Here is a 17,792-nt window from a genome sequence, read left to right on the forward strand (position 1 = left end):
TTTTCCGTAGCCTGGACGGGTGAACGAGCTCGGCAGGCGCGAACGCAAGAAGCGCGAGACCCGCGAGGCACTCGCGGCCGCGGCCCTGCGGCTGGCCGTGGAGCGCGGCGTGGAGAACGTCAGCGTCGAGGACATCAGCGAGGCGGCCGACGTCTCGGTCCGGACGTTCTTCAACTACTTCTCCCATAAGGAGTACGCGATCCTCGGCCGCGACCCGGACGCCGGCGAGCGGCTGCTGCGCCGGCTGCGCGAGGCACCCGCCGAGCTGTCCCCGCTGGCCGCGCTGCGCTCCGCGATCGAGGAGTCCCTCGACGACCTGGAACGCGACGCCGTCGCCTGGTCGCAGCGGGCCGCGCTCGTCGCCGAGTCGCCCATGCTCCTCGCGCGCCTGGTGATGGCCGGTGCCGACGACGAGCGCAGGCTCGCCGCCGTGCTCGCCGAGCGGATGGGCGTCGACGCCGACGACCCGGCAGGCAGGCTCACCCCCCTGCTGCTGGCAGCGGCGTCGGGCTGCGCGATCCGAGTGGCGCTGGAGCACCGGGGCGCCACGAACGACGCGCGGCCGCTGCGCGCGCTCGTCCACGAGGCGCTCGACCAGCTGGCCACCGGGCTCGATCACGGCAACCCCCAGGGCGGCGCCGTCCGCCCCGAACAGAGAGACGAAGCATGAGTACGCCCACCGCGCCGGCCCCACCGCAACCGAACGCACCGGTTCCCGCTGCGCTGACGCCGCGCCAGACGGTGCAGGCGATCTCCGGGCTGATGATGGGGATGCTGGTCGCCGTCCTGGCCGGCACGATCGTCTCCACCGCGCTGCCGCGCATCATCGCCGACCTGGGCGCGAGCCAGTCCGTCTACACCTGGGTGGTCACCGCCGAGCTGCTCGCGATGACGGCGACCGTGCCGCTGTGGGGCAAGCTGGCCGACCTCTACAACAACAAGCTCCTCGTCCAGCTGTCGCTGGCGTTCTTCGTGGTCGGCTCGCTCGTCGCCGGGCTCACCCCGAACGTCGAGCTGCTGCTCGCCAGCCGGGTCGTGCAGGGGATCGGCGCGGGCGGGCTCACCGCGCTCGCGCAGATCGTGCTGGCCGCGGTGATCCCGCCCCGCGAGCTGGGCCGTTACGCCGGCCTGTTCGGCGCGATCTTCGGGCTCGCGACGATCGGCGGCCCGCTGCTCGGCGGCCTGCTGGTCGACTCCCCGCTCGGCTGGCGCGCCTGCTTCCTGGTCGGCGTGCCGTTCAGCCTGCTCGCCATCGTGCTGCTGCAGCGCACCCTGAAGCTCCCGACGATCCGCCGCGACGTACGGATCGACTGGCTCGGCGCCCTGCTGATCACGGCCGGGGTGAGCACGGTCCTCGTGTGGTCGACGCTGGCGGGCAACCAGTTCGCCTGGAACTCCGGCTGGACCTACGGGCTCGTCGGCGGCGCAGTGGTGACCCTCGCCCTGGCCGTGGTCGTCGAGTCGCGGCACCCCGAGCCGATCATCCCGCTCTCGCTGTTCCGCAACCGCACGGTCACGCTCGCGACCGTCGCCAGCATGCTCGTCGGCGTCGCGATGTTCGGCAGCTCGGTGTTCCTCGCGCAGTACTTCCAGATCGCGCAGGGCCGCACGCCGACTGCGGCCGGGCTGATGAGCCTGCCGATGGTCGTCGGGATGCTCGTCTCGTCCACCGTGGCCGGCGCGCTGATCACCAAGTTCGGCCGATGGAAGATCTACCTGGTGCTCGGCGGGATCCTGCTGCCCACCGGCATGGGGCTGTTCGCCACGATCGACGCGGGCACGAGCGCGTTCATCATCTCGCTCTACATGGTGGTGCTCGGCGTCGGCATGGGTCTGCTGATGCAGAACCTCGTGCTGGCCGCACAGAACGACGTGCCTGCCCGCGAGCTGGGAACCGCCACCTCGACGGTGAGCTTCTTCCGCAGCATGGGCGGCACGATCGGGGTGAGCGCGCTCGGTGCGGTGCTCGCGAGCCGGGTGGCGAGCGCGTTGGACGTCGGCCCGGGCGGTGGTGGCCACGGGAGCGTCCCCGACCTCAGCACCTTGCCCGAGCCGGTCCGGGTCGCGGTCCAGAACGCCTACGGCGACGCGACGGCCGACCTGTTCCTGATCGCCACGCCGATCGCGGTGCTGGCCCTGGTGGCCGCGCTGTTCATCCGCGAGAAGCCGCTGCTCACCACGTCGGCGGCGCAGCGGAGGGCGGCCGAGGAGGGCGGTTCCGACGAGGACCTGCCCGTGCACAGTGCCGCCCCGGCGTTGGATACGCCCGCCTCCGGCACAGGCCGCCCGAACGGGTGAGCCCCCGCGCTGCGGGCGGGGCGCAGCCGCGTCATGGTGCGGGCATGGGTTTCATGGACAAGGCCAAGGACCTGCTGAACCAGCACGACGACAAGGTCGACCAGGGACTCGACAAAGCCGGTGAGGCGGCCAAGGGCCGGTTCGCCGGGCACGACGAGCAGATCGACCAGGGCGTCGACCGCCTGCAGGGCATGACCGGCGCCGGGGACACCACGCAGGCCCCGGAGACACCGCCGCAGGGCGCCGCGCCGGACGACGCGGTGCCGGACCGCCCCGCTGACGGTGTCGAGGCGCGACCGGAGGTGCCCGGCGGGCCGCAGGTCGACGTGCCCGCCGGCCCGGGGCACGAGCCGCCGCCGCAGCGATAAGGCGGATCGCGGTTTGGACCGGGCCGGTTCGGAACACCCCGTCGACATGGCAGACGAGCGCACCGACCGGTCCGGCCCGGGCAACGAGGGCTTCGTGGAGAACCTGCTCCGCGACTCCACGATCACCGGCACCCGCGACGACCCGCCGCCGGCCCCGGAGGAGCCGCAGGCTCCCAACGCGGGCGCGGTGAACCAGCCGCCGCCCCCCGAGCGGGAGGACGGCGACCCGCGGGCGCCGGGCACCGACGACCGCGAGGCCTGAACTAGGGCGGGGGGAGGTCGAGCAGGATCTCCACCTCGGCGATGGTGGTGGCGGCGTCGCGGTGGTGGACGACCACCGCGCCCGCCGCCCGGGCACCCTGCAGGTTGGCGGGGAGGTCGTCCACCACCACGCACTCCGCCGGCGTGAGACCGAGCCGGTCCGCGACCCGGCGGAAGACCTCCGGGTCGGGTTTGCGCACGCCGAGCGCCGGCCCGAGCGCGACGACGTCGAACAGCGCGGCGCAGTCGTCCGGCACCGCGTCCGACACCAAGGCGGTGGGGCACCGCCGCGGCCCGCGCGCGCTCGACGAGCGTCCACATCGGCGGGCCGTCGGTCAGCACGCCCCCGTAGTCCATCACCAACCCGCGCAGGGTGCCCTCACTCACGCGCACCCTCCTCGTCGCCGGTGGCGGACAGCACGGCGAGCAGGTAGTCCCGGACGATCGCGGCGTGCTCCGGCGCCGGCTCCGGGAGCGCCGCACCCATCGCGGCGGCGATTCCGCCCGACGCCTCCCGCAGGCGCTCCCGCCCGGCATTTGTGATCGACAGCCGGACCACCCGCCGGTCGCCCCGATCGCGGCGGCGTCGCAGCTCGCCCCGCGCCTCCAGCGTGTCGACGACCGGGGTGAGGGTGCCCGGGGCGAGTCCGAGATGCGCGGCGAGCTCGCGGTGCGAGACCGCGTCGCTGCCCGCGAGCAGCCCCAGGACGCCGAACGCGGTGGGCGTGAGCCCGTGCTCGGCGGCTGCGCGGGCGAACCGCCGGGCCACGGCGGTGCCGACGCGCGGCAGCAGCCGGGCGAGCGGCATCCGCTCCGGCCGGGGCTCCAGGAGTGCCTCGTGCACGCCCGCACCCTACGACACGGGCCGTTCGGCACCATACGATTCGGCGCCGAACGAACTCGTTCGGCTCCGGGCACGGGCGGTGGGCGCGGACGCTGCGGCCATGACGATGACGCTGGCCCCGCTCGCCCCGCCGGTGGCACCGCCGGCGGTGCCCGCGCCGCGCCCCCGGCTCCGGCGGATCTCCTACGAGCCCGAGCCGGGCGTGGACGTCGACGAACCACCACCGCTCACCCCACCCGGACCGCCGGTGGTCGAGCCGACCTCGCCGCAGGAGCTCGCCGACGCCCACGCGGTCGCGACCCGGATCCTCCGCCTCGCGCTGGAGGTGCTCGACCGCAGGCGCCCTACCCAGCAGCTCGCCGGGCACGTTGCCGCGAACGTGCTGCGGTACTGGAAGGTGGCGGTGCACCAGCGGCAGATGCGCAGCCCCGCCCGGTTCACCCGCATCCGGCTCTGCATGCCCTGTGACGGGGTGGCCGAGGTCGGCACGGCCTGCTACCTGGACGGGCAGGTGCGGGCCCTCGCCGCCCGGTTCGAACGCGGAGCACGCGGCTGGCGATGTACGGCGCTGCGGCTGATCTGACCGCCGACGCGCGCCGCCGCTGGATCGACCGGCAGACGGAGCGACCCGCCTGCTGGTCGGCGAAGATGTCGGATCAGGGGCGGGCGCCGGTCGGCGACCCGTGGCACTGCTTGTACTTGCGACCGGAACCGCACGGGCACGGCCGGTTGCGCGAGGGCTCGCCCGCGCCGGTGACGGTGGCGTCCCCCTTGCTGCCGTCCTTGGCCGCCGCGCCGTTCCCGGACCGCGTGCCCGTGGCCGTGCCGTCCTCCGCCGGGCCGCTGTAGCGCAGCTCGGTGGGCCGGGTGCCGCGGAACGCCGTGGGAAGCACGCTCGTGGTGGCGGCCGGGTCGGCCGCCGGCACGGCCGCAGCCGCCCTCGCCGCGGTGCGGGCGGCAGGCTGCTGCCCGGCAAGCCGCTTCGCCGGTGCCGCCGCCGCGGGGGTGCGAGCGGGCTGCTGCGCGGGCCGGACCTGTTGAGCGGGCTGGGCAGGCTGGGCCTGCTGACCGGACGGCACCTGCTGCTGTGCCTGCTGGGCTGCTGCCTGGCCGGGCTGCGCCGGCTGCGCGGGCTGGGCCTGCTGCGGCGCCTGCACCGTGGCGTTGAACAGGTAGCCGACCGTCTCCTCCTTGATGCCCTCGAGCATCGCGGCGAACATGTCGTAGCCCTCGCGCTGGTACTCGATCAGCGGGTCGCGCTGCGCCATCGCGCGAAGGCCGATGCCGTCCTTGAGGTAGTCCATCTCGTAGAGGTGCTCGCGCCACTTGCGATCGATGACCGTGAGCAGCACCTGCCGCTCCAGCTCGCGCATCCCCCCGAGCGGGGCGATCAGCTCGTCCACCTCGGCCTCGCGGCGGGCGTACGCCGCGCGGGCGTCGGCGAGCACGGCCTCGGTGACCGACTCCTTGGTCAGGTCGTCGACGCCGCCGTCGCCGTCGGCGAGGTCCTGCCAGCGGATGCCGACCGGGTAGAGCGTGCCGAACGCCGTCCACAGCTTGTCAAGGTCCCAGTCCTCGGCGTAGCCCTCGGCGGTGGCCCCGTCGATGTACGCCCGGACGACGTCCTCGAGCATGTGCTCGATCTGCTCCTGGATGTCCTCGCCCGCGAGGACCCGGCGGCGCTCGTCGTAGATGACGGTGCGCTGCTTGTTGAGCACCTCGTCGTACTTGAGGACGTTCTTGCGGATCTCGAAGTTCTGCTGCTCGACCTGGGTCTGCGCGCTGCGGATGGCCTTGGTGACCATGCCCGCCTCGATCGGCACGTCGTCCGGCAGGTTGAACCGGTTCATGATCGACTCGACCATCTGGCCGTTGAACCGGCGCATGAGCTCGTCGCCCAGCGACAGGTAGAACCGCGACTCGCCCTGGTCACCCTGGCGCCCGGACCGACCGCGCAGCTGGTTGTCGATGCGCCGCGACTCGTGGCGCTCGGTGCCGAGCACGTACAGGCCGCCCGCCGCCTTGACCTCCTCGGCCTCGGCCGCCACCTGCTCCTTCATCGCGGCGAGCACGCCGTCCCACGCGGCCTCGTACTCCTCGCGCTTCTCCACCGGGTCGAGCCCACGGCGGCGCAGCTCGAGGTCGGCCAGGAACTCGGGGTTGCCGCCCAGCTGGATGTCGGTACCGCGACCCGCCATGTTCGTGGCCACGGTGACGGCGCCGGCGTGCCCGGCCTGGGCGACGATCGCCGCCTCCCGCTCGTGGTGCTTGGCGTTGAGCACCTCGTGCGGCACCTGCAGCTGCACCAGCAGCTTCGACAGGTACTCCGACTTCTCGACGCTCGTGGTGCCCACGAGCACGGGTTGGCCGTTGCGGTGCTTCTCGGCGATGTCGGCCGCGACCGCGGCGAACTTCGCCTCCTCTGTCTTGTAGATCAGGTCGGGCTGGTCCTCGCGGACCATCGGCCGGTTCGTGGGGATCGACACCACGCCGAGCTTGTAGATCTGGTGCAGCTCGGCCGCCTCGGTCTGGGCGGTGCCGGTCATGCCCGACAACGTGGTGTAGAGCCGGAAGTAGTTCTGCAGCGTGATGGTGGCCAGCGTCTGGTTCTCGGCCTGGACCTCCACGCCCTCCTTGGCCTCGATGGCCTGGTGCATGCCCTCGTTGTAGCGGCGGCCGGCCAGCACGCGGCCGGTGAACTCGTCGACGATGAGGACCTGCCCGTTCCGGACGATGTAGTCCTTGTCCTTCTTGAACAGCTCCTTGGCCTTGAGCGCGTTGTTCAGGTAGCCGACGAGTGGCGTGTTGGCCGCCTCGTAGAGGTTGTCGATGCCGAGCTGGTCCTCGACCAGCGCCACGCCCTCCTCGGTGACGCCCACCGTGCGCTTGCGCTCGTCGACCTCGTAGTGCACGTCGCGCTTGAGCATCGGCGCCATCCGCGCGAACTCCTGGTACCAGCGCGCGCTCTGCTCGGCCGGACCCGAGATGATCAGCGGGGTGCGGGCCTCGTCGATGAGGATGGAGTCGGCCTCGTCGACGATCGCGAAGTTGTGGCCCCGCTGCACCATGTCGGCCTTCTTCCAGGCCATGTTGTCGCGCAGGTAGTCGAAGCCGAACTCATTGTTGGTGCCGTAGGTGATGTCGGCGGCGTACTGGCCGCGGCGCACCGCGGGCGGCATCTCGGCGAGGATCACGCCCACGGTGAGGCCGAGGAACCGGTGGATGCGGCCCATGTTCTCGGAGTCGCGCTTGGCCAGGTAGTCGTTCGTGGTGACCAGGTGGACGCCGTCGCCGGAGATGGCGTTGAGGTAGGCCGGGAACACCGAGGTGAGCGTCTTGCCCTCACCGGTCTTCATCTCGGCGATGTTGCCCAGGTGGAGCGCGGCACCGCCCATGAGCTGCACGGGGAAGGCGCGCTGGCCGAGGGTGCGCACGGCGGCCTCACGGACCACGGCGAACACCTCGTACATCAGCTCGTTGAGCGACTCACCGGCCTGGTAGCGCTCGCGGAACTCGTCGGTCTTCGCCCGCAGCTGGGCGTCGGTGAGGGCCTGCATCTCCGGCTCGAGCGCGTCGATGTCGTCGGCGTAGCGCGCCAGCCGCTTCACCAGCTTCGTCTCACCGGCGCGGAGCAGACGGTTCAAGAGCGGCACAGGTGGACCTCATTCACCTTCGCGGTCAGGACGCAACCCACCGCCTGTCGCGGGCGGGCTGCCCGGCCCAGGGTAGCGAAGCTACGGGCCACTCCCTGAACAACGCCGGAGGGGCGGCACACGTTCCATGCGGAACGGTGCCGCCCCTGACGGGTGACGTGACCGGCTACGGCGCGAGCCGGATCATCCCGTAGTCGTAGCCCTTGCGCCGGTAGACGACGCACGGTTCACCGCTGGCGGCGTCGGAGAAGAGATAGAAGTCGTGCCCGACCAGCTCCATGCGCGACAGCGCGTCGTCCACGCTCATCGGCGCCGCCGTGTGCACCTTGCGGCGGACGATGCGGCCCGGGATCGGTTCGGGATCGTCGGGCAGGTACTCGTCGTGGTCGCGCGGGCCGGGGATGTCGACCTCGGCATCGGCTGCTGTGTCCATGGGCGGCAGGTCGTCGAGGACCGCGGTGGCGGCGCCGCCGCGCCCCGCGTGGACCTTCACGCGCTTGCTGTTGACGCGCCTGCGGTCATGGGAGCGGCGAAGGCGTGCCTCGAGCTTGGCGACCGCGGCGTCCAGGGCGGCGTAGAAGTCCTGGGCGCTGGCCTCCGCTCTCGCGACGGGACCACAGCCACGCCCGGTGATCTCCACGCGTTGGCAGTTCTTGAGCTGGCGGCGGTTCCGCTCGTGGAACAGCTCGACTTCCATTCCGACGATCTTGTGGTCGTACCGCTCCAAACGAGCGATCTTGTCGCTGACATGGACCCGGAAGTGCTCCGGAACCTCGACGTTACGACCGGTGACAACGATCTCCACGCAGACTTCCCTCGCTCTCAGCGTCGGGTTGGCGTTGCAGACTGCGCCGGGGATTCCCACCCCCTGGCGCTCGATCGGTGGGTCCTCCTGATTGGGGGCATCGGCGGATGCGGAGCACCGTAACGCGCATCACGGTTCGACAACAGTCCTGCGTGCAGAGTGGTCCCGAGCCGGGTGGATGCGACGAGCGACATTCCCTCGTCGCCGAGGCGTCGCTACGATGTCGACCCACCTTCACTCCCCGGCCGCCCGCCGCTCGCCCCCTCCTCACCACGGCCCCGACCGGCTCGTCGCGTCGCACAGCACGAGCGCGAAGTCGGCGTGCACGCCTGCCGCGGTGAGTGCCGCCCGGCAGGACCGCAGGGTCGCGCCGGTGGTGATCACGTCGTCCACGAGTACCGCGGCGGCACCGGGGGACGGCAGCTCCCGCGGCCGGATCCGCAGGCTGCCTGCCAGGTTCTCGGCGCGCTGCACGGCGTCGAGGCCCACGGAGTCGCGGGCACGCGCGGCGAGTCGAAGCGGCCGCGCCACCCGCAGGTCCGGCCGGCCCGCCGCGAGCACCCGGCAGAGCCGCAGCACGTGGTCGCCCCCGCGGGCGCGGGCAGCGGCAGCCCGCGACGGGGCGGGCAACAGCCAGGTGACGGCGGGCGGCGGGCGGACCGGGGTGGGACGGAGCTCCCCGCGGAGTTCGTTGCGGAGCTCGTCGAGGATCTCGTCGAGCGGCGGGGCGAGCAACGCCGCGAGCGGGGCGGCGAGATCGCGGCGCCCGCGTTCCTTGTACCGCAGCAGCGCGGTGCGCAGCGGCCCGGTGTAGCGCCCGACGGCCAGCACGTCGGGCCCGTCGGGCAGGTCCGGCCGCGACCGGCCGCGCACCCGCGGGAGGCAGCGCGGGCACCAAGGTGCGACGGGATCGCCGCACCCGGCGCAGTCGGCGGGGAGCACGAGCTCGACCAGTGCGCGGGACAGCTCACGCAGGTGCATCCGCCCAGCGTGGCGCCTCCGGCGGACCGGCAGGGCCGGACGGGGTCGAGTTGTCCACAGGTGGACGCGGGCCCCGGGTCAGCCGGGGTAGAGCGGCACCGCGTCGGGGGCGCCGGGAAGGACCTGGCGCCACGCGACCTGGTCGCCGCCCGCGAAGCTCCACACCCCGACCTGGTCGGTGACCAGCAGCGGGCGGTTGGCGGAGGCGGCGATCGCGGTGAGCGGCGGGGTGAGGTTGTTGCCCAGCACCGGCTGGATGGTGAGCCCGTCGACCGACACCTGCGCGACCAGCAGCTCCGACCCGCGCGTGATGGCCACGACCGATTCCGAGGAACGCCAGTCGGCGGCGACGACCTCACCCAGATCGACGGCGCGCAGCATGCGGATGTTGCGGATCGCCACCTCGCCCTCGGCGCTGCGGGCCACCGCCGCCGTGTAGAGACCACCTCCGACGACGGCCACCACGCGCATGCCGTCGCGGGACAGGCGCAGGTCGCGGATGGGGCCCAGCACCGCCAGCTCGTCGGCGTTGACCCGCCCCGTCGTGGGCGGCCCGGTGCCCTCGACGAGCACGCGCGCGACGATCCGCGAGTCGAGGACGGTCCACACCTCCCCACCGCTGGGTGTCCACGTCGGGCGCGTCATCGTGGCGGCGTCGAGCGCGACGGGCGTGACGTTCTGAGCGAGGTCGCCGAGCAGCAGTGCACGCCTGCCGCCCTGGCGGGTGACCGCCGCCAGCCGCTGCCCGTCGGCGCTCGACGCTGCGGACTCCACGTCGTAGGCGCCGTTGCCGAGCGGGCCCGGCAGGGGGGTGGTGGGTTCGGGCCCGGTCAGCTGCCGGACGCGCCCGCCGGCGACGACGAGGCCGGGCACGTCGGCCCCCGGCTGCACCTCGCCCGACAGCCCGGCGACGTCCTCCCTCGTGACCACCGGCCGCCCCGGCAGGAGCGGTTCGCCGTCGACGAGCAGCCGCACGGGGAGGACGGTGACCTCGGCCAGCGACAGCACGACCTGTGCGGCCAGCAGTTGCCGGGTGGGCTCGTCGAGGTCGCCGAGCCGGGTGAGGTCGACGACCAACGCGCCGTCGGGGCTGACGGTGACGTTGGAGCGCAGCATCGCCCCCGGGGGGAACGCCGAGACCGCGGCGCCCTGCAGCGCGCCGGACGGGCCGGCGAGCAGCAGCTCCACCACCCGGGCCGGCTGGGCACTGGCGGGCACGCTCGGCACGTACCGCAGGTCGGGAACCACGAGCCTGCGCACCGGGTCGACGAACCAGGTGCGCACGGACCGGTAGTTGTCCCGGAAGACGGTCAGCGGGACGACGACGCCTGCGGGCAGGGCCGAGATCCGCCACTGCCCGTCGCGGCGCTCGACGGTGACGTCGCGCTGGAAGGTGGCCTGGTCGGGTTCGAACGCGCCGGACGAGGTGAGCCTGCCGATGGCCGTGCCCCGGATCCGGATGGTCGTGACGTCCGTGCTCGGGCTCGCCCCACCGGGTGCGGGGATCGTGTCGAACTGACCGTCGAGCACGGTGAGGCCGGCCGCGTCGTCCCATGCGGCGGCGGCGTCGGCGGTGAGGAAGCGGCGGGCGACGCTGTGCTTGTCGGTGCTGCTGCCCGAGGCGAACACGAAGTCACGGACGAGGTCGAGCGGGTTGCTGCCCTCGACGGGGCCCGCCGGCAGCTGCTCGTCCTGGCCCTCCCCGACCTCACGCAGCACCTGCACGGGCCGTTCCGCGGGCACGCTCGCGCAGCCGGCCAGCCCGGCGACGGCGAGGAGCAACGCGAGTGCTGCCGCGTACCGGCGGCGGGTCACGGGGCCTCCCCCGGCTCGGTGGCGGGGTCGTCGTCGGCCCAGCCGGACGCCGCCACCGGGACGGCGCGCTCGCGCGCGGGCGTCGGCACCGAACCGGCCGGTTCGCCCGTGGACCGCGCCGTGTCCGAGGCGTCCTCCGGGCCGAGCGGCAGCGGGCTGGCCTCGACGACGTCGCCGACGGCGCGGGGCAGCGTGAGCCGGAACGCGGCGCCCCGCCCGATCTCCCCCCACGCCTGCAGCCAGCCGCCGTGCAGCCGCGCGTCCTCGATGGCGATGGCCAGCCCGAGCCCGCTGCCGCCGCTGCGCCGCGCCCGCGACTCCTCCGCCCGCCAGAACCGGTTGAACACCAGCCCGGCCTCCCCGGGGCGCAGCCCGACGCCGTGGTCGCGCACCAGCACGGCCACGGTGCGCTCGTCACAGGCCAGCACGACCTCCACGGGACGGCTCTCGCCGTGGTCGACGGCGTTGGCGACGAGGTTGCGCACGATCCGCTCGACCCGGCGCGGGTCGACCTCGGCGTACACGCCGACGGGCAGATCCAGCTCCAGCGGGGTGTGGGTCTCGTCGGCGATGCCGCGCACCGCCTCGACGGCCCGCATCACGACGCCGTGCATGTCGACCCGCTCGGCGCCCAGCTCGGCGACGCCGGCGTCGAGCCTGCTGATCTCCAGCAGGTCGGCGAGCAGCGCCTCGAAGCGGTCGAGCTCGGCGACGAGCAGCTCCGAGCTGCGCCGCAGTGCCGGCAGCAGCTCGTCGCGGGAGGCATAGAGCACGTCGGCGGCCATCCGCACAGTGGTGAGGGGGGTGCGCAGTTCGTGACTCACGTCGGAGGTGAACCGGCGCTGCAGCGCTCCGAACTCCTCGAGCTGGCGGATCTGGGTCTGGATGCTGCTCGCCATCTCGTTGTAGGACTCCCCGAGCCGGGCGACCTCGTCCTCGCCCTGCACCGGCATCCGCTCGTCGAGGTGGCCGTCGGCGAACCGCTCGGCGATCTCCGCGGCCTGCCGGACCGGCCGCACGACCTGGCGCGTGACCAGGCTCGCGATCCCGGCGAGCAGCAGCAGGAGGATCAGCCCGCCGACGATCAGCGTGCTCTGCACCAGCCCGAGGGTGCGCTGTTCGGCCGTGAGCGGGAACAGCAGGTAGAACTCCAGCTCGCCGTTCGCGGTGCGCACCGGCTGCCCGACGATCAGCGTCGGGACCTCCACGCCCTCCTCGGTGAGCGTGACGTACTTGCGCGACAGGGTGCCCGAGGCGACCGCGGTGCGCAGGTCGACGGGGACGTCCTCGATGGGCCCGGCCGAGACCTGCGCGCCGGGGTCGTCCTGGCTGGTGGTGAGCACCGCCCGGAACTCCCCGGCGGTGGTGGACGTGGACTCGTCGGCCGCGCTCGAGTTGGTGAGCCGGTCGAGCGCGTTGTTGAGGTCGCCCTGCGCGCCCTCCCGGTCGGGGTCGACGCCGGACAGGTCGCGCTCCAGCAGCACGGCGCCCGCCTCGGTGCGTGCGAGCGTGTCGGCCTCCTTCGCCTGCAGCACGCGCAGGGCGATCTGCGTCTGCAGGACGAGCCCGAGCACCACGACGACGGCCGTGGACAGCGCGAGAGTGCTGATCACGACCCGGACCTGCAGCGACCGCCGCCAGATAGCGCTCCAGGCCTCGGTCATGTCGGCCGCCATCTGGCGCGCCTGCGCCAGGCTGCGGCGCGCGCGGAGGCCGACCGGCACCGCGGTCACGGCCCCGGGCTCACGGTGGGCCTGCCTTGTACCCGACGCCCCGGACGGTCAGCACCACCTCGGGGTGCTCCGGATCGCGCTCCACCTTGGACCGCAGCCGCTGGACGTGCACGTTGACCAGCCGGGTGTCGGCGGCATGCCGGTAGCCCCACACCTGCTCCAGGAGCACCTCGCGGGTGAACACCTGCCGCGGCTTGCGGGCCAGCGCCACGAGCAGGTCGAACTCCAGCGGGGTGAGCGCGATGGGCTCGCCGGCCCGCTCGACCTGGTGGCCGGGCACGTCGATGGTGACGTCGCCGATCGACAGCTGCTCGGCGGGTTCGGCCTCGGTGCGCCGCACGCGCGCCCGGATCCGGGCCACGAGCTCCTTGGGCTTGAACGGCTTGACCACGTAGTCGTCGGCGCCGGACTCCAGGCCCAGCACGATGTCGACGGTGTCGCTCTTGGCCGTGAGCATGACGATCGGCACGCCCGACTCCGACCGGATGGCGCGGCAGACGTCGATGCCGTTCATGCCGGGGAGCATCAGGTCCAGCAGCACGACGTCGGGGCGCAGCTCGCGGACGGCCGGCAGCGCACGGGTGCCGTCGCCGACCACCGCGGTGTCGAACCCCTCGCCCCGCAGCACGATCGTCAGCATCTCGGCCAACGCCGGGTCGTCGTCGACCACCAGTACGCGCGACTTCATGTAAGTCAGCATCCCATTCGGCTCCGACAGCGTGCGGAGGGCCCGCTGATCTCCGGAACTGCACCCATTCTGCATGCACCGCTGCTACCGTGCGGTCATGCCGAAGAACGTGCAGATCCGGAACCTCGATGATGCGACGTACGAGCGCCTACGCGCCCGGGCCAAGGCCGGCGATCTGTCGCTGAGCCAGTACCTGCGGCACGAGCTACAGCACCTGGCCAGCGTGCCGACGATGGCGGAGTGGCTCGACAGTGCCGACCGCCGGCGCGCCGAGCACGGCGGAGTCAGCCGCGAAGACCTGGACCGGGCTGTCGCCGAGATGCGGGCGGACCGTGATCGCCTTCGTGATTGACGCTTCCGCGCTCGTCGAGCTGGCGACGGGCCGGAAGCCCGAGCACGACCTGACCCGGCGGGTGCGGACCGGAGCGGGCGCCGCACCGGAGCTGATCGACATCGAGACGCTGCACGTCCTCAGGTCGATGCACCGGCGTGGAAGCCTCGATGCCGCGCAAGCGGCGCAGGCCGTCGGCCAGGTCGAGCAGGCTCCACTGGCCCGGATGGCCCACCGGCCGCTGGTGAGCCGGATCTGGGAGCTTCGCGACAGCATCACCGCCTACGACGCCGCCTACATCGCCCTGGCCGAGCGCCTCGACGTCCCGCTCCTCACCTGCGACGCCCGTCTCGGCCGCGCCCACGGCCACGGGGCCGAGGTGATCGTCTATCCGAGGAGCTGAACTGCGAGCGCCTCGGCGTCGAGCGGGGCGGTCCCGTCCAGCACCGTCCACGGCGAGAGCCAGTCCGCGGCCGCGAGCTGCGCGTACGCCGCGCCCGTCCGCTCCTGCAGCCCGTCGTCGGACTCGTAGGCGTCGCGTTCCCGGCCCGGCTCGGTGCGCTCCCGGTGGTCGGCCCGGGCGGCGGCGACGGCGCGGGGCACGGCGAGCAGCAGCTGGTGGTCCGGCACCGGGATCGCGAACCGCTCGACCTCCAGTTCCCGGACCCACTCGACGAACTCCCCGTCCGCCTTCTGGTGCAGTCGCGCCGCCCCGTACGCGGCGTTCGAGGCCACGTAGCGGTCGACGAGAACGACGTCGTGCTCGCGCACGGCCGCGCGGATCTCCGGCGCGGCGGCCCGGCGGTCCAGCGCGAACATCAGCGCCATCCCGTGCACCGACCCGGCGAGGTCCCCCAGTCGGCCGTAGAGCGCGTCGCGTGCGAGCTCGGCGTGCACATCGGTGTCGTAGCGGGGGAACGCTATCCGCGCCACCCGGGCGTCGCGCGCGGCGAGCACCGCGCACACCCGGTCCGACAGCGTCCGCTTCCCGGCGCCGTCCAGCCCCTCGACGACGACCAGCCGGCCCGTCACAAGGCCCCTTCCAGGCGCGCGGCGACCTGCCGGTAGCGGCTGACCGGGACCAGGTGCACGCCGGCGAACGCGCCGCTGTCGCGCAGGGCGAGCACCTGCTCGCAGGCGGCGTCGACGCCGGCGTCGGGGTCCGCCCGGACGCGCTCCACCAGCGCACCGGGGATCTCGATGTCGGGGATCGACGCGCGGAGCCGCTCGGCCATCGTGGCGCTGGCGAGCACCATGACGCCCGCGTACACCGGCATGTCGACGGGGTTGGCGTCGCGCCACCGCAGCAGCGCGTCCAGGGAGTAGCTGACCTGCGCGAACGCGAAGTCCGCCGTCCGCTTCCACACCGGGAGGCGCCGCGTCAGGCCCGCGGTGACCCCGAGCCGGAAGGGCGCCACGCCCGCGAACGCCCGGTCCTCCGTGGCGGCACGCGCCTCGTCGATCATCGCGCGCACCGTGAGCTCGCTGGTCCGGTCCCCGGCCGTCGGCTTGTCGCCGTGCACGAAGAGGAACTGGTCCACGCCGTAGGCCGCGGCCGTCAGCAGATCGCGTCGGAACCCGAGCAGGTTGCGGTCGCGCGAGTTCACGCACGCGACGCTGCGGCCACCCATGGACTCCACCTCGTGCGCCACGGCGATGCTGGACACGGTGGCGCGGCCGATGTGGTTGTCGGGGATGAGGAACGACTCCGCGATCGGGGTGAGCACCCCGATCTGGTGACGGACGTGCTTCAGGTCCGGCCGGGTCGGCGGCTCGATCTCGCAGATCAGGCGGAATCCGGTCACGGAGAAACGGTAGCGGTCAGCCCTTCGCGACCCGGAACGTGAGGTGCGTGGCGAGCGGCGTGGTGACGCAGTCGGTCTGCTCGAGCTCCACCTGTTCGCCGAGCGGGCGCTCGAACAGCCGGGTGCCGCCGCCGAGCAGCACCGGCACGACGTGCAGGCGGATCTCGTCCACCAGACCGGCCGCCAGGCTCTGCTGGATCACGTCGGCGCCGCCGTTCACGACGACGTCGCGCCCGTCCGCGGCCTCCCGGGCCCGCTCGATCGCCGCCACCACGCCGTCGGTGCAGAAGTGGAACGTCGTCGGCCCCTTCACCAGGTCCTCGGCCGGCCGGTTCGTGACGACGACGACGGGCACGCCGAAGGCCCCGTCGTCGCCCCACGTGCCGATCCCCACGTCGAACATCCGCCTGCCGATCACGATCGCGCCCGTGCCGGCGAACATCCGCTCGCCCGCGGCCCGGTCGGCGGCGCTCGGCTCGCCGCCGTCGAGCCCGATCCACCGGTGCAGCCGCAGCCCCGCGTCCCCGAACGGCCGCTCCACGGCGACGCCACGCCCGGCCACGTAGCCGTCGACCGACGGGCTGACCTCCACGATCACGTCTCCCATGCCATGGAGACCGGGGCCGCGGGCGGAACTCATCCGAGCGCGAGGACGGTCCCCTGCCCGGCGAGCCGCTCCTGCAGCGCGCCGACGTCGATCCGCTGGACCGGTCGGCCGTCCGCGAGCGTCAGCGCGGCGGCCTCCCCCGCGGCCTGGCCGAGCATCTCGTACTGCACCTCCATGCGCACCGACGCGAACGCCACGTGCGAAGCGCTCACGCACACCGGCACCAGGAGGTTGGTGCACTCGGCGAACCGCGGCACGATCGCGCGGTACGGGATCGGGTACGGCCGCACCGGCACCGACAGGTACCCCTCGTTCTCCACGGACGGGAGCGGGTCGGGGTGCTCGTACACCTCCCGCCACGTGCGCCGGACCTCGCGGACGTCGATGTGGTAGCTGCCCATCGCGATCGCGTCGAACTGCGGCACCGGTGCCGGGAACAGGTCGTGCTCGGTGAGCACGTACTCCCCGAGCATCCGCCGGGCCTCCCGCACGTAGAGCTGGTGGGGCAGACCGCCGGTGTCGGTGAACTCGTCGGCGGGCAGGCCCCACGCCCCGAGACCGTCGCGCACGGCGGCGGGCACGGCCGGGTCGGTGCTCATGAAGTGCAGGAAGTCGAGCGTGTAGTCGCGGTGCCGCGCGCGGATGCGCTCCCGGCTGGCCGCGTCGGCCTCCGGATAGGCGTGCTGGGTGCCGTCGAGCAGGTTGAGCGACAGCGGCCCGATCGAGTTCGCGTCGCACTTGCCGTTCGGGAGGTTCGGCACCAGCCCGAGCACGTCCGGCGCGCCGATCTCGATCCCGCGCTCGGCGAGCAGCGCGAACCACCGCCGCGCCAGCTCCCACTCGGCCGGGTCGTAGCCGTCCCGGCAGGGGAACGGCAGTCGGTCGGGCGCGCCGCTGAGGCAGACCCGGTAGCCGTAGCCCATGACCGCGCCGTCACCCGCCCCGACCGCGGTCGTCGGGGCGTCGTCGATCAGCGGGAACAGACGGCCGTCGGTGTCGAACGGCGACAGGTACGGCGGGAAGTTGTGCTTGCCCGGCGCGAACTCGGGGCGCCCGGCGAACCGCTCGCCGTACCGGCCGCGGTCCTCGCGGCCGACCCGGTACGAGACGCCGGCGAGCGCCAGCAGGTCGCCCTCGTAGCTCGCGTCGACGAACACGCCGCCGCGGTACTCGCGCCCGCCCGCCCTCACGGACGCGATGACGCCGTCCCGCGCGGCCACGGCCGTCAGCGGCGCGTCGACGACCACCTCGACGCCCGCGGCCTCCAGCCAGCCGGTGAGGATCCGCTCGGCGACGTGCGGCTCGGGCCCGGCGTAGTGCCCCGGCGCCACGCCGTAGTACTCCCCGACGGCCACGGCGAATTCGCGCGCCATCCCGCCCAGCACGCGGGGATCGCCGAGGTCGGTGTAGCCGAGCCCGCCCGACACCATCCCCCCGACGTGGCGCCCGGGTTCGAGCAGCGTGACGGCGACCGCGCGCCGCGCAGCGGCGACAGCAGCACAGACGCCGGCCGCGGTGGCCGCGTAGACGACGACGCTCACGGCACACACCGGGTGGTGACGGCACACACCGCCGGCGCTGTGTGCGGACACGGGACGGTGTG

At 73.4% G+C, this 17,792-nt stretch carries 19 protein-coding genes; 7 read left to right on the forward strand and 12 right to left on the reverse strand.

Features of this window, described 5'->3' with window-relative positions:
* The first annotated feature begins 19 nt into the window (after window positions 1-19).
* Genes KME75_RS03865 through KME75_RS03880 form a run of 4 tightly spaced genes read left to right on the forward strand, consistent with a single transcriptional unit; the run spans window position 20 to window position 2,928 of the window.
* On the forward strand, window positions 20-670 hold the full coding sequence (locus KME75_RS03865; protein WP_219413119.1) for an acyl-CoA-like ligand-binding transcription factor: 651 nt from the start codon (window positions 20-22) through the stop codon (window positions 668-670).
* Window positions 667-2,298 (forward strand): MFS transporter, encoded by a 1,632-nt coding sequence (locus tag KME75_RS03870; protein WP_219413120.1) that lies wholly within the window; start codon window positions 667-669, stop codon window positions 2,296-2,298. Before KME75_RS03865 ends, KME75_RS03870 begins: the two co-directional genes overlap by 4 nt.
* A 44-nt stretch (window positions 2,299-2,342) precedes the next feature.
* A complete protein-coding gene (locus KME75_RS03875) occupies window positions 2,343-2,666 on the forward strand; it encodes an antitoxin (protein WP_219413121.1) in 324 nt (107 codons plus the stop codon).
* Window positions 2,667-2,712: 46 nt separating this feature from the next.
* Complete coding sequence (locus tag KME75_RS03880; protein WP_219413122.1) at window positions 2,713-2,928, forward strand: hypothetical protein; 216 nt, start codon at window positions 2,713-2,715, stop codon at window positions 2,926-2,928.
* 1 nt (window position 2,929) lies between these two features.
* Here KME75_RS03880 and KME75_RS03885 read toward each other — a convergent pair whose 3' ends face one another.
* Window positions 2,930-3,196, reverse strand: a complete 267-nt coding sequence (locus tag KME75_RS03885) for an HAD-IA family hydrolase (RefSeq protein ID WP_308282535.1) — start codon at window positions 3,194-3,196, stop codon at window positions 2,930-2,932.
* Between the two features lie 110 nt (window positions 3,197-3,306).
* The gene (locus KME75_RS03890) at window positions 3,307-3,771 is read right to left on the reverse strand and encodes a MarR family transcriptional regulator (RefSeq protein ID WP_219413123.1); all 465 of its coding nucleotides are present in this window, start codon (window positions 3,769-3,771) and stop codon (window positions 3,307-3,309) included.
* A 100-nt stretch (window positions 3,772-3,871) separates the two neighbouring features.
* On the opposite strand from KME75_RS03890, the gene KME75_RS03895 reads away from it, so the two are divergent.
* Entirely contained in the window at window positions 3,872-4,354 is a 483-nt protein-coding gene (locus tag KME75_RS03895) for an Rv3235 family protein (RefSeq protein ID WP_219413124.1), read from the forward strand.
* Window positions 4,355-4,427: 73 nt separating this feature from the next.
* Here KME75_RS03895 and secA read toward each other — a convergent pair whose 3' ends face one another.
* The 6 genes from secA to mtrA form a co-directional block, all read right to left on the reverse strand.
* Window positions 4,428-7,424 (reverse strand): preprotein translocase subunit SecA, encoded by a 2,997-nt coding sequence (gene secA / locus KME75_RS03900; RefSeq protein ID WP_219413125.1) that lies wholly within the window; start codon window positions 7,422-7,424, stop codon window positions 4,428-4,430.
* Between the two features lie 166 nt (window positions 7,425-7,590).
* Entirely contained in the window at window positions 7,591-8,229 is a 639-nt protein-coding gene (gene hpf / locus KME75_RS03905; RefSeq protein WP_219413146.1) for a ribosome hibernation-promoting factor, HPF/YfiA family, read from the reverse strand.
* A gap of 267 nt (window positions 8,230-8,496) precedes the next feature.
* Window positions 8,497-9,210: a ComF family protein gene (locus tag KME75_RS03910; protein WP_219413126.1), complete on the reverse strand. Its 714-nt coding sequence runs from the start codon at window positions 9,208-9,210 to the stop codon at window positions 8,497-8,499.
* Between the two features lie 78 nt (window positions 9,211-9,288).
* Window positions 9,289-11,025: an LpqB family beta-propeller domain-containing protein gene (locus tag KME75_RS03915; RefSeq protein ID WP_219413127.1), complete on the reverse strand. Its 1,737-nt coding sequence runs from the start codon at window positions 11,023-11,025 to the stop codon at window positions 9,289-9,291.
* Entirely contained in the window at window positions 11,022-12,758 is a 1,737-nt protein-coding gene (gene mtrB / locus KME75_RS03920) for an MtrAB system histidine kinase MtrB (protein ID WP_372452554.1), read from the reverse strand. Before mtrB ends, KME75_RS03915 begins: the two co-directional genes overlap by 4 nt.
* 10 nt (window positions 12,759-12,768) lie before the next feature.
* On the reverse strand, window positions 12,769-13,446 hold the full coding sequence (mtrA, locus tag KME75_RS03925) for an MtrAB system response regulator MtrA (protein ID WP_219413128.1): 678 nt from the start codon (window positions 13,444-13,446) through the stop codon (window positions 12,769-12,771).
* A 97-nt stretch (window positions 13,447-13,543) separates the two neighbouring features.
* Here mtrA and KME75_RS03930 point away from each other — a divergent pair, with 97 nt between their 5' ends.
* Window positions 13,544-13,798 (forward strand): FitA-like ribbon-helix-helix domain-containing protein, encoded by a 255-nt coding sequence (locus tag KME75_RS03930; RefSeq protein WP_219413129.1) that lies wholly within the window; start codon window positions 13,544-13,546, stop codon window positions 13,796-13,798.
* Window positions 13,791-14,180: a type II toxin-antitoxin system VapC family toxin gene (locus tag KME75_RS03935; RefSeq protein WP_219413130.1), complete on the forward strand. Its 390-nt coding sequence runs from the start codon at window positions 13,791-13,793 to the stop codon at window positions 14,178-14,180. Before KME75_RS03930 ends, KME75_RS03935 begins: the two co-directional genes overlap by 8 nt.
* Here KME75_RS03935 and KME75_RS03940 read toward each other — a convergent pair.
* From KME75_RS03940 to KME75_RS03955, 4 genes are read right to left on the reverse strand one after another with little or no spacing between them, the layout of a single operon-like run.
* On the reverse strand, window positions 14,165-14,809 hold the full coding sequence (locus KME75_RS03940) for a dTMP kinase (RefSeq protein WP_219413131.1): 645 nt from the start codon (window positions 14,807-14,809) through the stop codon (window positions 14,165-14,167). The two genes, KME75_RS03935 and KME75_RS03940, sit on opposite strands and share 16 nt — an antisense overlap.
* Window positions 14,806-15,582, reverse strand: coding sequence for a methylenetetrahydrofolate reductase (locus tag KME75_RS03945; RefSeq protein ID WP_219413132.1), 777 nt, complete (start codon window positions 15,580-15,582; stop codon window positions 14,806-14,808). The genes KME75_RS03940 and KME75_RS03945 overlap by 4 nt, the downstream gene beginning before the upstream one ends.
* A 16-nt stretch (window positions 15,583-15,598) precedes the next feature.
* On the reverse strand, window positions 15,599-16,189 hold the full coding sequence (locus KME75_RS03950; protein ID WP_219413133.1) for a dihydrofolate reductase family protein: 591 nt from the start codon (window positions 16,187-16,189) through the stop codon (window positions 15,599-15,601).
* A gap of 29 nt (window positions 16,190-16,218) precedes the next feature.
* A complete protein-coding gene (locus KME75_RS03955) occupies window positions 16,219-17,730 on the reverse strand; it encodes an FAD-dependent oxidoreductase (protein ID WP_219413134.1) in 1,512 nt (503 codons plus the stop codon).
* Window positions 17,731-17,792 lie beyond the last annotated feature (62 nt).

The organism is Pseudonocardia nigra, assembly GCF_019396355.1.
GTDB classification, from domain to species: Bacteria; Actinomycetota; Actinomycetes; order Mycobacteriales; family Pseudonocardiaceae; genus Pseudonocardia; species Pseudonocardia nigra.

Bases quoted from the DNA above. Each gene is read 5' to 3' on its own strand.
- KME75_RS03870 (WP_219413120.1), top strand. From the start codon at position 667: ATGAGTACGCCCACCGCGCCGGCCCCACCGCAACCGAACGCACCGGTT.
- KME75_RS03875 (WP_219413121.1), top strand. From the start codon at position 2,343: ATGGGTTTCATGGACAAGGCCAAGGACCTGCTGAACCAGCACGACGAC.
- KME75_RS03880 (WP_219413122.1), top strand. From the start codon at position 2,713: ATGGCAGACGAGCGCACCGACCGGTCCGGCCCGGGCAACGAGGGCTTC.
- KME75_RS03895 (WP_219413124.1), top strand. From the start codon at position 3,872: ATGACGATGACGCTGGCCCCGCTCGCCCCGCCGGTGGCACCGCCGGCG.
- KME75_RS03910 (WP_219413126.1), bottom strand. From the start codon at position 9,210: ATGCACCTGCGTGAGCTGTCCCGCGCACTGGTCGAGCTCGTGCTCCCC.
- mtrA (WP_219413128.1), bottom strand. From the start codon at position 13,446: ATGAAGTCGCGCGTACTGGTGGTCGACGACGACCCGGCGTTGGCCGAG.
- KME75_RS03930 (WP_219413129.1), top strand. From the start codon at position 13,544: ATGCCGAAGAACGTGCAGATCCGGAACCTCGATGATGCGACGTACGAG.
- KME75_RS03950 (WP_219413133.1), bottom strand. From the start codon at position 16,189: ATGGGAGACGTGATCGTGGAGGTCAGCCCGTCGGTCGACGGCTACGTG.